Origin of the sequence: Solibacillus sp. FSL K6-1523, from assembly GCF_038005225.1 — a bacterium.
Classification (GTDB): domain Bacteria; phylum Bacillota; class Bacilli; order Bacillales_A; family Planococcaceae; genus Solibacillus.
This window is the reverse complement of the sequence record NZ_JBBOSU010000002.1, coordinates 1-13,425: the sequence shown is the minus strand read 5'-3', so window position 1 is coordinate 13,425 and position 13,425 is coordinate 1. Positions and strand designations below refer to the sequence as shown.

At 37.4% G+C, this 13,425-nt stretch carries 23 protein-coding genes and 1 pseudogene; all 24 read right to left on the bottom strand.

Annotated elements, in window-relative coordinates:
• Positions 1-775, bottom strand: a 775-nt coding sequence (locus MHI10_RS21370) for a hypothetical protein (RefSeq protein WP_340789412.1), incomplete at its 3' end; no start/stop codon positions are given.
• Positions 776-785: 10 nt separating this feature from the next.
• A complete protein-coding gene (locus tag MHI10_RS21365) occupies positions 786-2,369 on the bottom strand; it encodes a hypothetical protein (protein ID WP_340789410.1) in 1,584 nt (527 codons plus the stop codon).
• 103 nt (positions 2,370-2,472) lie between these two features.
• Entirely contained in the window at positions 2,473-2,655 is a 183-nt protein-coding gene (locus tag MHI10_RS21360; RefSeq protein WP_340789408.1) for a hypothetical protein, read from the bottom strand.
• A gap of 226 nt (positions 2,656-2,881) precedes the next feature.
• Complete coding sequence (locus MHI10_RS21355) at positions 2,882-3,046, bottom strand: PTS ascorbate transporter subunit IIC (protein WP_340789407.1); 165 nt, start codon at positions 3,044-3,046, stop codon at positions 2,882-2,884.
• A 3-nt stretch (positions 3,047-3,049) separates the two neighbouring features.
• Positions 3,050-3,274, bottom strand: a complete 225-nt coding sequence (locus MHI10_RS21350; RefSeq protein ID WP_340789406.1) for a hypothetical protein — start codon at positions 3,272-3,274, stop codon at positions 3,050-3,052.
• Positions 3,267-3,536 (bottom strand): hypothetical protein, encoded by a 270-nt coding sequence (locus MHI10_RS21345; protein WP_340789405.1) that lies wholly within the window; start codon positions 3,534-3,536, stop codon positions 3,267-3,269. Before MHI10_RS21345 ends, MHI10_RS21350 begins: the two co-directional genes overlap by 8 nt.
• Entirely contained in the window at positions 3,530-3,994 is a 465-nt protein-coding gene (locus MHI10_RS21340; RefSeq protein ID WP_340789404.1) for a hypothetical protein, read from the bottom strand. The genes MHI10_RS21345 and MHI10_RS21340 overlap by 7 nt, the downstream gene beginning before the upstream one ends.
• A gap of 981 nt (positions 3,995-4,975) precedes the next feature.
• The gene (locus tag MHI10_RS21335) at positions 4,976-5,998 is read right to left on the bottom strand and encodes a hypothetical protein (RefSeq protein WP_340789402.1); all 1,023 of its coding nucleotides are present in this window, start codon (positions 5,996-5,998) and stop codon (positions 4,976-4,978) included.
• A gap of 276 nt (positions 5,999-6,274) precedes the next feature.
• Entirely contained in the window at positions 6,275-6,829 is a 555-nt protein-coding gene (locus MHI10_RS21330) for a recombinase family protein (RefSeq protein WP_340789401.1), read from the bottom strand.
• Between the two features lie 29 nt (positions 6,830-6,858).
• Positions 6,859-7,119 carry a hypothetical protein gene (locus MHI10_RS21325; RefSeq protein ID WP_340789399.1) on the bottom strand — a complete coding sequence of 87 codons (261 nt, stop codon included), beginning with the start codon at positions 7,117-7,119 and terminating at the stop codon, positions 6,859-6,861.
• Between the two features lie 178 nt (positions 7,120-7,297).
• On the bottom strand, positions 7,298-7,504 hold the full coding sequence (locus tag MHI10_RS21320) for a hypothetical protein (RefSeq protein ID WP_340789397.1): 207 nt from the start codon (positions 7,502-7,504) through the stop codon (positions 7,298-7,300).
• 84 nt (positions 7,505-7,588) lie between these two features.
• Positions 7,589-7,804 (bottom strand): hypothetical protein, encoded by a 216-nt coding sequence (locus MHI10_RS21315; protein ID WP_340789392.1) that lies wholly within the window; start codon positions 7,802-7,804, stop codon positions 7,589-7,591.
• Between the two features lie 32 nt (positions 7,805-7,836).
• Positions 7,837-8,268: a hypothetical protein gene (locus tag MHI10_RS21310; protein WP_340789389.1), complete on the bottom strand. Its 432-nt coding sequence runs from the start codon at positions 8,266-8,268 to the stop codon at positions 7,837-7,839.
• Positions 8,269-8,531: 263 nt separating this feature from the next.
• Complete coding sequence (locus tag MHI10_RS21305) at positions 8,532-8,882, bottom strand: hypothetical protein (RefSeq protein WP_340789388.1); 351 nt, start codon at positions 8,880-8,882, stop codon at positions 8,532-8,534.
• Entirely contained in the window at positions 8,879-9,250 is a 372-nt protein-coding gene (locus MHI10_RS21300) for a hypothetical protein (RefSeq protein ID WP_340789386.1), read from the bottom strand. Before MHI10_RS21300 ends, MHI10_RS21305 begins: the two co-directional genes overlap by 4 nt.
• Positions 9,247-9,864, bottom strand: coding sequence for a zonular occludens toxin domain-containing protein (locus MHI10_RS21295; RefSeq protein WP_340789384.1), 618 nt, complete (start codon positions 9,862-9,864; stop codon positions 9,247-9,249). Before MHI10_RS21295 ends, MHI10_RS21300 begins: the two co-directional genes overlap by 4 nt.
• Positions 9,864-10,241 (bottom strand): hypothetical protein, encoded by a 378-nt coding sequence (locus tag MHI10_RS21290; RefSeq protein WP_340789381.1) that lies wholly within the window; start codon positions 10,239-10,241, stop codon positions 9,864-9,866. The genes MHI10_RS21295 and MHI10_RS21290 overlap by 1 nt, the downstream gene beginning before the upstream one ends.
• Entirely contained in the window at positions 10,241-10,417 is a 177-nt protein-coding gene (locus MHI10_RS21285) for a hypothetical protein (protein ID WP_340789379.1), read from the bottom strand. The genes MHI10_RS21290 and MHI10_RS21285 overlap by 1 nt, the downstream gene beginning before the upstream one ends.
• Before the next feature lie 64 nt (positions 10,418-10,481).
• Positions 10,482-10,700 (bottom strand): hypothetical protein, encoded by a 219-nt coding sequence (locus MHI10_RS21280; protein ID WP_340789378.1) that lies wholly within the window; start codon positions 10,698-10,700, stop codon positions 10,482-10,484.
• A gap of 99 nt (positions 10,701-10,799) precedes the next feature.
• Entirely contained in the window at positions 10,800-11,183 is a 384-nt protein-coding gene (locus MHI10_RS21275; protein ID WP_340789376.1) for a hypothetical protein, read from the bottom strand.
• Positions 11,183-11,464: a hypothetical protein gene (locus MHI10_RS21270; RefSeq protein WP_340789375.1), complete on the bottom strand. Its 282-nt coding sequence runs from the start codon at positions 11,462-11,464 to the stop codon at positions 11,183-11,185. The genes MHI10_RS21275 and MHI10_RS21270 overlap by 1 nt, the downstream gene beginning before the upstream one ends.
• A gap of 178 nt (positions 11,465-11,642) precedes the next feature.
• Positions 11,643-12,146: a hypothetical protein gene (locus MHI10_RS21265; RefSeq protein WP_340789372.1), complete on the bottom strand. Its 504-nt coding sequence runs from the start codon at positions 12,144-12,146 to the stop codon at positions 11,643-11,645.
• Positions 12,147-12,164: 18 nt separating this feature from the next.
• Entirely contained in the window at positions 12,165-12,320 is a 156-nt protein-coding gene (locus MHI10_RS21260; RefSeq protein WP_340789370.1) for a hypothetical protein, read from the bottom strand.
• Positions 12,320-13,425 (bottom strand): annotated as a pseudogene (locus MHI10_RS21255) (hypothetical protein); the annotation flags it as partial. The pseudogene MHI10_RS21255 and the gene MHI10_RS21260, both read right to left, overlap by 1 nt.

Below are 13,425 nucleotides of genomic sequence, written 5' to 3'. Positions count from 1 at the left end.
TGTACATTGTGGCTTCTTTTAATCCATTAAATGTATGATTTTTTTTTTTCTTACCTTCATATGCCGTTTCACCATTTATTTTAATAATATTGTTATTCATATAAATGGAGTCAGGATTTTCATAGGACAGGTCTATTTGATCGACAGTAGACATAGCAGTTATTTCTTTTACTGACTCATAAGTTATAGCTTCATCTTCATAAAATTCCATTTCATAAAGTGCATTGATGTAATTATACGATGGAATAGAAATTATAAGCTTTACGCTTGTGACTACTTTATTGACGGGAATTGTATCTATTTTAATAGGTACAGAAACTTTAGGTTGAAATGTTTGTTTGTGTACTAAAGTGCTACCATTATAAAATTCAAAATCAAATATCCCCGTATTTCCCCCTCCTGCTCCTTTTCTCATATAATTGATCCATGCAAGTCGTATATCTTTTAATACAATAGATTTTTCAAATTTGGCTGTTAGAGTCCAAGGGGAACTCCAGCTAACGAAAGTAGTTGTATCGTTATCAAATAAGCTTGCAAACGATCCTCCCTCGAAACTAAAGTTACTTGTATCTGCTACACCTATCCATTGCGTATCCGAATAAAGCGCTGGTAATGGGTCTGATTCTAATAATTTAATTTTTGGGTTTTCTGTTTCTATGTCAAATTTGATTGACTCTATATCTCCATTGATATTTTCATTGGCTTGAACATTTAATGTTGTAATGACATTTGAAAAAAGCAACAAAAACATAAAGATATTAATTTTTTTTAACATATTTCCCCTCCTACGTTCCCGGGTATTTAATGGTTCCTCCAGTTTCCGGATATTCCGCTTTCCCTCCGGTGGTCGGTGGAGTTGCTGTCCCTTCTGGGTTTACCGGATATTTTACTTTGCCGTCACTTCCGCTACCTTCTGGCTTTGGTATGCTACCGTCCCCCTCTAAATTCTTCCCGCTGCCATCTGGATAAGGCAACGTTTCTAAATCTTCTTGGGGCCGTGGTGCTTCGCTGCCATCGTCTGGCAAGGTTTCAAGTGGATTAACAATATTAAATCCGCCTGTTGGATCGTCTCGGAACTGTATTTCCGGTGCTTCATTTTTTATATCATTAGCGTTAAAACTTGCGTTTCCTAAATTCGGATCTTCATTTCCCGTTGGTTTAGCAGGGTTACGCTCATCTACACCATTTAGAATGTCAAATATATTTGGAATACTCGGCGCTGGTAAATCTGGTACAGGTGGTGGACTAGCGCTACCTACAATCGTTCCAGACAAGAATCCTAAATAATCATCCCAACCGGGACACTCGAAAATGCAGCACATATAGCCCCAGTCTCCCATGTCCTCACAATAGCAAGGTGGTGGGCAATGGTCTTGGTCTGGATCTTCTTCACACGATTTTTCTTCTGTTGGTGGTCCTGTTGGAGGTGGTTCGGATTCTTCTCCGCTACCCTCCCCACCACTCGAAAAAACCCCCATTTCAGAAACATCATTTTCTTCTGTGTAATACTCTTCCATTTCTAAAGGATAATTGCCAGGGTTACCTGTATAAGTAATTTCTTCGCACATGTCTGTTTCTTCGTTTAAGATGCCGTTACCACAATCCTTTAAATCTTTTAGCGACTTCATGACACCACAAACCCACTCACCTTCTACGTAAGAACTAAATCCGTCATGTGCATATTGTGGTCCCTTAAACACACCAGAAAAAAGTGCTTCTCCTCCAGACATGACAGTAATTGGAGTGCCGTTTGGGTGAGCTATAGGACAACAATGGCTTTTATCATTAGGTGGAACTTGTGATCCTGTTCCCGGCATACGCTCATATTTTATACCGCTTCCGTTTTCTTTATATCCAGATGGATAATAATTTTTATCACAATAACTTTGGAATGCGTCCACTGGTTTTGTCGGTGGTAGTTTTTCTACTTTTGGTGTAGTAGGTTTAGTGTTTTTAATTACCACATCGACATCTGGTACAGGATGGATCGGTTTGGGTGCCGGTGGCGTTATCGTAATCGGTGGATCTGGTTTTTCCGGCGTTGGTGGTGGTGTCCCCCCTGGCAAATTAACCTTGTCACACTTGCTATTTTTTATATCCGCTTCCGATACATAGACTTGTATATATCCAAGTAAATTACGTCCTTGCATATCACTATAAATTCTGGATGTGTAATAGCCCGGACATGCATACGCGAATCCTGTTATACGTGTTTTAGCTTGCGTTCTTAGTATGTCGTCCGGGCTTTTAAAATCTGGATTTAGATACTTTGCATGCTGCGTAAATCGTGCCGTCGGCGAAACTGTAAAAGTAACGCGATTATTTGATACAACTGGATCACCTATCAAATTCGTTGTTTTTTTAAGCACTTGGATAGCATCTGCAGTATTTGCTTGAGCAAAAAGAGCAACTAAGACAAAAAGGCAGCAGACAGTTATTCTGCCCGCTGCCTTTTTTAAGGGTGTAATTAAATTACGCACGTTTTCCGCCACCAGCGTTGAACGCCTGACGAATTAGAGTAAATAGTTTTGGAGCAACTAAGAATGCTAAACCTAAAAGTACGAACGCTCCTACAACACCTAATAATGCTACACCAGAAGATAAAAGATCTCCGGCTGTAAACGGTAATGTAATTCCTGTGAAATCTAAATTCATGTTAATTTCCTCGCTTTCTATTAATCGTAATATTTTATATCATAGTCTCTATCGTCATCTGATTCAGATCCTTTTCTGAATGCTCTAATAGCAAGCACCAAAATTAACCCTACACAAGTCATAGCGACAGAGATTAAGACCATTGGAGATGCGAGTTTTACAAGTCCTGCGACCATATCCCAAAACTCGCGTAATCGAGCAGGAGTAAAAAAAGTGTGATCATACATTACTTTCTCACCGCTTCCGCGACTGCTTTAACAACCATGAATAACATTGCCCCTACACCTAAAATGGCAATGATAATCATTAAAAATGGCGCAACAATTTTTAAAATGAACGCGAACGTGTCCCACATAAAACTCCAATCCCAAACATTTTCTATGTCTAGCATGTGTTACCACCGTCCTCTTAAAAATTTCATTGCAATTATCAATAAAGCCACAACAACCGTGCTAATAAAAATAGCGGCTATGACGTTATGGTCCGAAAAAAACAATTTGAATGTGTCACCAATTAAACCACCAAGTACCGAATTTTCTTCGCTTATGGGCATTTCTCCATCGATGATTATTTCTTCGTCGACATTTACTTCTTCATCGTTGATTATTTCTTCATCCATTTCGTCGCCCACCATCCAATACTCGCATTACTAACCAAATGATCGCGTACGCTACTAATGCACCGCCGATTCCTACTGCAAAAACAGACACAATTTCTTCGGCTTCATAGATTGTAAACGTGTGTCCTTTTGGTTCGTATCCAAAAAACTCCACATCCGGAATATCAATAGATTGCTCTAGTTCTTCTTCAACTGGATCTACTTGATCAAATTCTTCTTCTGGATCCGGAATATCAACTGATATGTCTGGCACATCTACCATGAGCGACCACCACCCAGTACAGCTTTTAAAACAACAACAACGATCAGCACGCTTAAAAGCGTTGCAATTAGCACGTCCCCGAGTGTCATTTCATGTACTAAAGTAATGACATAATCGTCCGTCGTGTAATTTGTTGCGTATAGCTGTGGATCTTCCGGAACGAGTTCCAAAAAAGGATCTGATTTCGTTTTTATTTCTTCTACTAACTCGAAATCTATTTCCGGCAATTCTTCCGGTACTTTACTTGTTCCGTCACTTTCAACATCGCCCACCTCCACTTTTGGTGGTGGTTCTGTTGACGGTGTCTCTACTTCTGGTGATTCGCTTGTTCCGTCGTTTTTTTCAGATTCGGCAGGCTGCTGCGTTTCATCCGGAGCTGGAGCCGCTGGTTGCTGTTCCACTGCTGCCGAGTTATCTGTTTCTGGAACATTTGGAGATGTTGGATTTTCTTCGTCCATTTAGTCACCCCATTACGATTAAGAAAAGCAAAAAGGCGCTCATTTCCGCTAATAAATCCACGGAAACGAGCGCCCACATATAAAGAAACAGCAAAACGTAAAAGAAAGAATATACGTAATCCAAAAGATACAGTATACTAATCTACGTTGTGGTGCTACTTGAATGTAGCTGCTTCCGTATGTTGGTACGGTAGTACACTTGGAATCGTTGGCGCGATTTCGAGTGACTGCAACATTTTTTTATCTAATTTTCTTAAATCATGATTTTATCATAGAACATTTGCAATGCCCTGTAAACACTAAGTTACAACTTAATAACTTATATGTGAATAGCCCGAAATACCTACCAACAAGAAAATATCTACAAATTATCGACCTCATTTTAACTACATATATCCATCCAAAAGAACGTTCGTTCCCCTTTAGGATAAAGGGACCGGCGCATAATAGTATAATAATTTTATTATTAAAACACAGCACCATTTACACCCCTAAAAATTAATTAAAATATATATTCACATTTTGGACAAATTTCCCACGCCGCCCCGCCCCCCACTTAGAAAAAAGAAAATAACGCCCTAAGTTCTTTTGCTGGACTCGATATATTACGCCCTCAAATCAACTAATCACGATTTTAAAAACACAAATAAACTTGTGAACGAATTAAAAAAATAGATCAATAAAACTTGCAAAACGAATCCCAGCCCACATGCTTGCGCAGCAGCAACGCAATAGACCGCTTAATATACTTGTCCCTCAATCAAATTATCATGCGGTTTATTGCAAAAGCATTTAATCTTTTGATCTTTTTAATAAGCGCAGCGCCAAAAACTTGCGTAGCGAGTTTTTACATTCAATCCGTAGCCAGCGCAGCGTATACGTATATATATCTTTTAATAGCTTATTAGTATTAAACATAAGTATTAAGAGGTGGGTGGGGCATGTGGGAATTGTGTAATTTTCTGTGACAATTCCGAAATTTTAAGCCTTGGGTTCTTTTCTATTTAACTTTTCCATTATTCTCGCCTTTGCTTGCTCTTGTTCCTCTTCAGATAACTCCACAACGTGCATTCTTTCATTTCTCTTACTAAACCATTCCGGTTCTATTTCTTTCATTACAGACGTTTTTGAAGCGTTTGGAGATGTGTACGATTTTGTTAGATTTTCTATTTTTTTACGGATGATTATTGATAACATTGCTGGCGGATTATTTACGCCCTCTTTATTTAATAACGCATGGAATGACGACAACATAATTTGTTCTAATTGATTATGGTTGAATCCGTGTTGCTCTTTATTCTTTTTCATTAAGTTATATACGATTGCTACCAACTCTTTAAATTTAGCCATTTCAAGATCGTTTGAAGGCTTGTACGCATTTTTCAATTTCTGGTACAATGTTTGCTCTTTTCGTTCTTTTTTCGGTTGTTCTTGTTCTTTTTTAGGCTGTTTTTGTTGTTCCGCTGCCATTTCTATAGCTTCATTGTAAATACCCATCATACGCTGCGCTTGCTTGTATTCTGCCGCCAGTAGCTTCTTGGCTTCTTCTAATTCATGTTTTTCTTGCGCTACTTTGTATGCGTAAACTTCATTGTATGTATTAAAAATGATTACGTTAGCTGTTTTAGATCCACGCCCTTTAATCATGCGTTGACCAGCGCATTTTATAAGAATGCCCCATTCTTCGGCTTTGTCTAATGTGTCTCGGATTGTGTCACGTGATACGTCATGCCCTAAAATTGCTTTGCAATCTTCCATGTATGTGCGATATGACGCATTAGAAACGCCTGGAACCTTAAATGCGCGTTGACGCACGACTTTAAGCACTTTTATTTGTAGTTTTGTGAAGCGTTTTTTGTGTACTGACATGATCATTTCCCATTGAACATTGAATTGATCCCCACTTGAAAATTTTGAATAAGGTACTAATAATTCTAATTTATGATTGTATAAAGTTGTTTTTTCGAATGTCCAACGTTGTTGAACTTGCTGAGTTGCTGCCATTTTAATTTCTCCTTTTTGTTTCATTCAAAAAGAAAAGCCCTTTCTCTTGTGTACGAGAAAGGGCTTGTAAGATTCTGCTTTACATTGACGGTTCGGTCGTGCTACCATTGCTGTAAAGCATTATCAGCAAGTTCCTTTCGTACTCTTAATACGAAATGGAATGTTGTGCAAGGGTCGCCAAAACCTTTTCACAACAGCTGGCTTTTTTTTTGTCCGAAAATATGTTATCTCTATTCTAACACATTGATAGATGGTAGCAATGGGTTAAAATGTAAATTAATTGTTTTTTTCTTTTAATCTCTTATATAACGTGCTACGACTAACACCTGTCATTTTTTCAATTTCTACGCCACTGTATTGCTCTGACTTGTACAATTTAATTGCGCGTTGTACGGCTGCATCGTTTTTTCGTGGTCTACCACCGTTTCTACCCCTTGCTCTTGCTGCTTCAATCCCTGCCTGTGTTCGCTCCTGGATCATTTCCCTCTCAAATTGCGCGAGTGCTGCCATTATATGAAAAAGCATTCTGCCTACTGCCGTTGACGTATCTATATTTTCCTTCAAGCTAATAAAATTAATTTCATTTGCTTCGAAATACTCCATTAACTCAATTAAATGCTTCGTACTGCGCCCTATCCGATCCAATTTCCAAACGACCACCGTATCGCCAGATCGTAGCATTTTTAACATTTCATCCAGTTCTGGACGTGATCTATCTTTACCGCTTATTTTTTCCTCAAAAATTTTAATGCACCCAGCTTCGGTAAGAGCATCTAATTGCAATAATAACTCTTGATCCATTCTAGAAACGCGCGCATAACCCACGTGCATATTTAAACCTACTTTCTTTTTACAAATTATTAAATATATTCGTATCTACCAGGCTTTTTAGGATCTATCCCTAATCGTGCATAACTCTCAAAAAGTTTTTCGATAGGGAATCTACCCTTTTCATACAATCTAACTTGACCTGCGATTTCTATTGCAATCAAAATTTCTTCTTTTTTCAATATGGGTACTATTTCAAGTAAAGCCTTTGTTACTGCTGCTTCATCTCCGTCCATTTCCCTTAAAAATCTTTGAACAACCGCTATATCATTTCTTTCCCACCGATAAGACACTTATTAATTCCTCCTTACTAAAAACATCATTATTTTGTTCTTTAATTGTTAATTTTATTATATATCAATACATAGATTTAAACAATAGTTTTAACACAGTAAATACAACAAAAAAAGGCTGCGTATGCAACCCTTGTTGTTTGTCCTAAAAACAATCGTTTTTGCTACACTATTACATTTAAACAATAAGGACCTTATTTGGATCATACGAGTCTAAAAAACTATCCACTGACCAAAAAGAGTACGAATTAATTAAATCATCAATCTTTTTAATACCCCTATCATCAGCATCCTGCAAATCTTTCAGATCTCTGACAACCTCATCCAAAATAAATTGCACAACTTTTTTAACATCCTCTTGCGACATATATTTTTCATTCGCCATTTTTCAACTCTCCTTTGTCGTTTTTTGTCCCTCTCTCCGGTAGGGTAGGGGGCTTAGTTTAATATTAAACAAAATTACAACTAATTAGATTTCAAACGTTTTTTGCAATATATCATCTTTATTTATACAAATTTCTTTGTCGTTAATAACGTCATGAAATTTGTATTGTCCTTCGTTTAACCCTAAATAGTAATAGCCTTTTTCATCGGCTAATTGATGAGCAAATATTGTTCCTAAAAGTTCATCTTCCAGAGCGCTGGCTATAAGAGCGTTTGATATAGGTTCATTTTTAATAAACATGTATAGTCCACCTCAATCCGTCCCTATATATTTTAAATAATTTTTGTAATCTCCATTTTGTAATCATCGATTTGTTTATAGGTCCAAATTGGTCCACTTGCTAGTTTTTTTAAAGGATTAGGAAATGAACCTCTTTTTATGTAGGTACTCACTTTTCTTTTATCCCAACCAAGAATATCCGCAGCTTCGGCTAGTCCAACAAGTGGGGGGATAGTCATACCTACATTTTCTAAACGTCTTTTCCCATTAATATCAAAGAAATTTTGAAGGAATCCGATATATTCCAACGCGTATTCTTCTTTTGCAATACTGCGGGCCCATCCTACCGTCGTAGCTGTTTCAATTTCATTTTCGTTATATCCTGCATAAAATAGGTTATCTGAAAGTTTAAGTACCCAGTAATGATAAGGTGTACCACTAAGTTGTAAACCTTTAAACTCCAGGATCGTATACTCCGTAATCATAATTATCCACTCCAATTCCTTTTGTATGACTTTATCATACATTTAACGTATGATAAAGTCAACATTTTTCCGTGGATTTAAAAATAAAAAGAATCGAAAATGTTTAGTATGACACTAGATACATTTCGATTCTTTTAATTGACTATTTTATTAAAAAATAAATAATGGCTGCCACTGTACCCCCACCAAAAACCGTATATATTTTGCTCTTGACCTGGTAGCGCATTTCTTTTTTTATCTTACGCTTTATCTTGCGCTTTAAACTACGCACAAAGGCATTCATTAGCTTTATCCCTTACACCTGACAAAATGTATAGATGCTCTTTAAAATCGACTGAATCTGCTTTGTCGCTCTCCTGTGTAGCTTTTGCAATATAAGAGCGTAAAAACTCATGAAGCAATTCCAGGTCTTTTATATTCATGTTTAGTGCATACGCTGTATACTGACCCTCTAAAGCCTTTTTAGATTCACCCATTATATAATCATAGCTTTGTAAAAAGGCTGCACGATCATTTGTATATTTACTTTTAATTAAATTCCGGAAAGATTTACGCATAACTGACATATGCAATGTTAACGCTGCAGCTTCTTTTTCTCCGATAAAAATGATCATGCTTTCAACTCCTTTTGGATCTCATCTGCGTAATTAAGTAACTTATTAATTTCATTTTTATTTAATTCTTGGTACTTAACCAGGTAAAAAATATTTCGTCCAACAGGCACACGGCGCTTGTCTCCTAGCGCTTTTGCTCGTCTCCAATGTATGCATCCGGCAGGTAACAAAATATAGTCCATTAACTTGGCCATGTGCTCAGCAACCTCGAGCGAATGATAAAAAAGAAATGTCTGCATTTTTTTATTGTAAGAAATAAATTTCTGCTCGCTGCTCATTATTGATCGTGGAAACAAGTACGCAAGCTGACGTGGATCTTTTGTTTTATAATCTCCTGGTACTAAACTAAAATCACTTAATGGATTCATATTTTAATTTTCCCCCTGGCTTCGTCGTGTATTCTTGCTAGTTCGTCCCAAAATTCGTCGGCTTGTCTATCGTTAGCTGGTAACGGGAACCCCCTAACAAAAGCATTTGTATCGTATAGATTTAGCTTATAAATTTTATTTGCCTTAGCTTGCGAAATAAATGCTTTGCGTAAAAACTCGCCAGTTTGGTTGTCATAAAAATTAAGGATAAACCCTGCTTTAACGTGCTTAACGCTTACTTTAACCTCTATTAATACTCTAATCCGGCTATCTAAAAAATTGATTGATGGTGTAGCGTAAATTTGCACTGATTGCATTTTACGCATATACATCAATACTTCAGTTGATATTCCTGCCTGGAAGCTAGACCATTTACGGTTACTAAAGTTAATATGTGACTCGTCCCAACAACAAATCGATCCCTGGACACGTGCAACGTTATACCAGTCTTGGTAGCTGTCTATTGGTAGGCTATCCAACAATTCGTAGTTACTGAATAATTGGATAGATCCACCGTCCTTTTCGACCTGCTCTTTCCACCAATGGGCTAGGAGTGACATATTAAAAGTTTTTCCGGCTCCTAATCCACCCTCAATGCAAATGTGGTACGGCACTATCGACCACCGCCATTTCCAACGACCTTAGCAGCCTCTCCACGCGACGTTAAAATGATTGGTTTTGGTGGTTTCGGAATTAACTCTTCAATCGTATCTAAGTAGTACGATGGGTTTGCTACCGCTACCTTAAATGTGCTTGTTAAACTCTTTACAATATCTTTGTATGGATCTTTATCGCCATGCAAATATTCATTTTTCCCAAGCTCCTGCAGGAACAAAATTGCCCTTACCTGGTCCTGGGTTAAATTTTGTGCATGATCGCGCATTAGCTCCAGGACTTGCTTTACATCTGATACGTGTTGCACTTCCGGGAATAGGCTGTCTCCTATTGCACCTTGGAGCTTCTGTCCATTGTCCAAATTCGTTTTTTCCACTACTTTTCCACCCCATACTTCTTAGGATTAGGCTGCGTTAGATCAATCGCCCAACTTGTGCCGATTTTTTTCGCATTGATTTTCCCCGTTTGCGCTAATTTTTTTACGTTTTCGTCGGACATTCCCCACTTTTCTGCAGCAGTTTTAGTGTCCCCGATATTATTTAATATGTTCATTTTTTATTACTCCTTGGGAATGATGCTTAGATCAATTGATCCAAGCATCATTTAGTCAATGTTATTATTTCTCTTTATTTACAAATAGCATCGGTACTATATATATACAAACCAAACCAAAAATGAAAATGACCGTTGTAACGATCACCGCAAACTCTCCAAACTCACCGTACAGAGTTGCACGTACTTTCGGTTCTACTACTAAGAAGAATAAAAGCGAGTAGGATATAAACATTAATAAATTACCGAAAGTTTTCTTTAACAAATTAAATTTTTTATTCATTTCATTTCCTCCATTTTACCGCAAACGGTATTTGATATTTCAAATATACCATCTTCCACTTTTACCGTCAACGGTAATTTTAGATAGAATGAAAAAGTTTTAAAATGCTGCTACGATGATCGCAACAAATAATAAAAAGACCATTGCCCATTTAAACAAATCGAAATTCGGGTTATCTTTTGGTTCGGGTTTATATTGTGTTAGCTGTTTTAAAACAATTGACCTTTCTAACGCTGCCAAACGCATCGTTTCGTTTACGTACTGCGTTTCAGCTTTTAAAACATAGATAAGCCCCTCTGACGATGTAAATACCTCACAATCGGCTCGTGGCACTTTATAACGTCCTGTACTTGTCACTGATAAATCATCTACACCATCAATATAAACAACATCCGACGTTCGTTTTTCCATATCCATCACAACTAAACGATCCGTAGACATTTCAAAAAAATCATCTTCTTTTTTTCTGTTGAATAATCCCATCACGCCATACCTCTTTTTCTTTTTACGCTGCCATTTTTACGTTCCTGGCGCTTGTAAAATTTGTAGCCGATCCAGGCTGCAGCCAACAAGCCCATACCCCCACTAAAAGCCACAAAAAACATATACATCATTGCTCCCGCGATTGTCTCTGATAATGTCATAGTTACCACCATTGAACCCCTTCTTTTGTTTGATAATACATGCGCATAAGCACCCTTACGATCAAAAGGATACTGAACAGCACCATTGAGAGTAATAATGAGGAGATCACCAGCTGCCACTCTCTTGGTAGATCCCCGAATATACTTAAATATTGATTTACATTTAGACCTTGCGCCGTTACAAGGTATATACCCCTTAGCTTTTCAATTGCTAGATCCAGAAATGCTATTGGTGGCGCAAATATTTTATTGATAAAGCTAACAATTGCATTATAAAAATACACGCAGCTGCACCGCCTTAATTATTTTTTAATGTGCCAATTACTTTCATGACACCGAATGCCGTCATGATCCAGATTACAAAGAGTAAAATGTATGCTACTACATCCAGCTGCAGCACGTCCATCGATTCAACAATACGTCCCATCATCTCCGAATAACCGTGACCGCTGCTCTCTCGCTCTGTGTAAAATAAACTTCCGATTGTCCTTACAAAACCTTGCACAAAAGCCCATAAAAGCTTTCCTAATTCAAATAGCACTGTAAAGAGCTTTACTGCTAACACGCCGATCATGTAAAGCAAATACATTAATCCTCTTATGAGGTCGTATATGACCATAAAAAAACTGACTAATACATCAATGAGCGACTGGAATAACCTTTGTAAGAGTTGTCCCAACCAAACAAACAATTCATACAGTAATCTAAATAAATTGCTAAATGCACTGTAAAGGAAGTCCCCAATTGAAAGGAGGACGTTCACGATGAACCTCATGACTACTTCCGCGATATTCCCGATCATTGTGAACGTCCCTCCTTACTAACTAGTACGACGTTTTCCCCCGCCGTTCAAAAAAAATGCATCTACTATAACTTCTCGTAGTCGATCTGCTACTGCTATTGTTAAAAGAATGAAAATTATTGGTGCGAAATATGGAAGAAACGTCGTCATTGCTACGTTTAAAACCTCTGACATTATTCGTTTGTCCTCCTTCCGGATGCTTCAATTTTTACAGATTTTTTTGCTTCAAGCGAAAGCCTAATTGTCTTAATCAATTTAGGTACAACAAGGAATGACAATCCTAGCAAAAGAAAAAGACCTACAATCCCCGCTAATGCTACCCCTGTCCCTAATAAATTTTCAGCATCCAAGGGGATATCCACTTCAAACCCTGTTTTACCAGGTATAACTACGGGTCCCACTTCGCGCCCTGTACCATTCTCGACGGGTACAATTTTTATATCTGGTACACCTAAACTATTAAAAGTAATATCCGCAGCTGGGATTGTATATTTTAACGTTGCTGCATCAATCGTTTTATACTCCTTACCGCCCATCATTATTTTTATTTTTCCAGACGTAGGTGCTTTCCATGTCAAATTGTAATCGCCTTTTTCATTTTCTGGATCGGTAGGCAATAACTCACTATCCTTTATTTTTACTTGTTTTGTTTTTGCTTTGACTGTAACACCAGGTGTTTCAGCTCCAATATCACTAATCGTTGTTAATTTATATTCGTAATTTGCATCAGCTGCTACGGTCAAATCTTTAAAATACGTTCCGTTTGTCACAAAAATAGGTGCATAATCATCGTTTTTGGCAAATGGTATTAGACTTTTTGCACTCGCCATAAAACTAGGATTTTTCCTGTATATTGATACTGTTTTAAAATCTGAATATACAGGCAGACTCCAGAATAATTCCACGTCTTTTTCGGTTGTAACTGCTCTCAAATCCCTTATTTCTTTCGATGGTATTTCAATCATTTCTGATAGCCCGTTTGAGCGACCACCGTCATTTACCGCAACGACTCGATACGTATATTTTTTACCTGCTTTGACATCCTTATCATTTAAATAATTTGTTACATGTTTGTCCGATATCAAGTCTCCATTTTTAAAAATCAGCACATAGTCTGCGTCAGTAGGCTTTTTAAATGTCAATTCAACTTGTCCATTTACAAATTCAATTTTAAAATCTAGAACATCTTTTGGTTTGTCTGGTTTAGTTAATTTAGTTTTTACATCTATCTCTGTCCAGACAACCACATCATCAAAATAGACTGTGCCAACTTCAATTT

Coding starts and splice junctions, on each gene's coding strand:
- MHI10_RS21360 (WP_340789408.1), bottom strand. CDS start 2,655: ATGAATTTAGATTTCACAGGAATTACATTACCGTTTACAGCCGGAGAT.
- MHI10_RS21355 (WP_340789407.1), bottom strand. CDS start 3,046: ATGCTAGACATAGAAAATGTTTGGGATTGGAGTTTTATGTGGGACACG.
- MHI10_RS21350 (WP_340789406.1), bottom strand. CDS start 3,274: ATGGATGAAGAAATAATCAACGATGAAGAAGTAAATGTCGACGAAGAA.
- MHI10_RS21345 (WP_340789405.1), bottom strand. CDS start 3,536: ATGGTAGATGTGCCAGACATATCAGTTGATATTCCGGATCCAGAAGAA.
- MHI10_RS21340 (WP_340789404.1), bottom strand. CDS start 3,994: ATGGACGAAGAAAATCCAACATCTCCAAATGTTCCAGAAACAGATAAC.
- MHI10_RS21335 (WP_340789402.1), bottom strand. CDS start 5,998: ATGGCAGCAACTCAGCAAGTTCAACAACGTTGGACATTCGAAAAAACA.
- MHI10_RS21330 (WP_340789401.1), bottom strand. CDS start 6,829: ATGCACGTGGGTTATGCGCGCGTTTCTAGAATGGATCAAGAGTTATTA.
- MHI10_RS21320 (WP_340789397.1), bottom strand. CDS start 7,504: ATGGCGAATGAAAAATATATGTCGCAAGAGGATGTTAAAAAAGTTGTG.
- MHI10_RS21315 (WP_340789392.1), bottom strand. CDS start 7,804: ATGTTTATTAAAAATGAACCTATATCAAACGCTCTTATAGCCAGCGCT.
- MHI10_RS21310 (WP_340789389.1), bottom strand. CDS start 8,268: ATGATTACGGAGTATACGATCCTGGAGTTTAAAGGTTTACAACTTAGT.
- MHI10_RS21305 (WP_340789388.1), bottom strand. CDS start 8,882: ATGATCATTTTTATCGGAGAAAAAGAAGCTGCAGCGTTAACATTGCAT.
- MHI10_RS21300 (WP_340789386.1), bottom strand. CDS start 9,250: ATGAATCCATTAAGTGATTTTAGTTTAGTACCAGGAGATTATAAAACA.
- MHI10_RS21285 (WP_340789379.1), bottom strand. CDS start 10,417: ATGAACATATTAAATAATATCGGGGACACTAAAACTGCTGCAGAAAAG.
- MHI10_RS21280 (WP_340789378.1), bottom strand. CDS start 10,700: ATGAATAAAAAATTTAATTTGTTAAAGAAAACTTTCGGTAATTTATTA.
- MHI10_RS21275 (WP_340789376.1), bottom strand. CDS start 11,183: ATGGGATTATTCAACAGAAAAAAAGAAGATGATTTTTTTGAAATGTCT.
- MHI10_RS21265 (WP_340789372.1), bottom strand. CDS start 12,146: ATGATCGGGAATATCGCGGAAGTAGTCATGAGGTTCATCGTGAACGTC.
- MHI10_RS21260 (WP_340789370.1), bottom strand. CDS start 12,320: ATGTCAGAGGTTTTAAACGTAGCAATGACGACGTTTCTTCCATATTTC.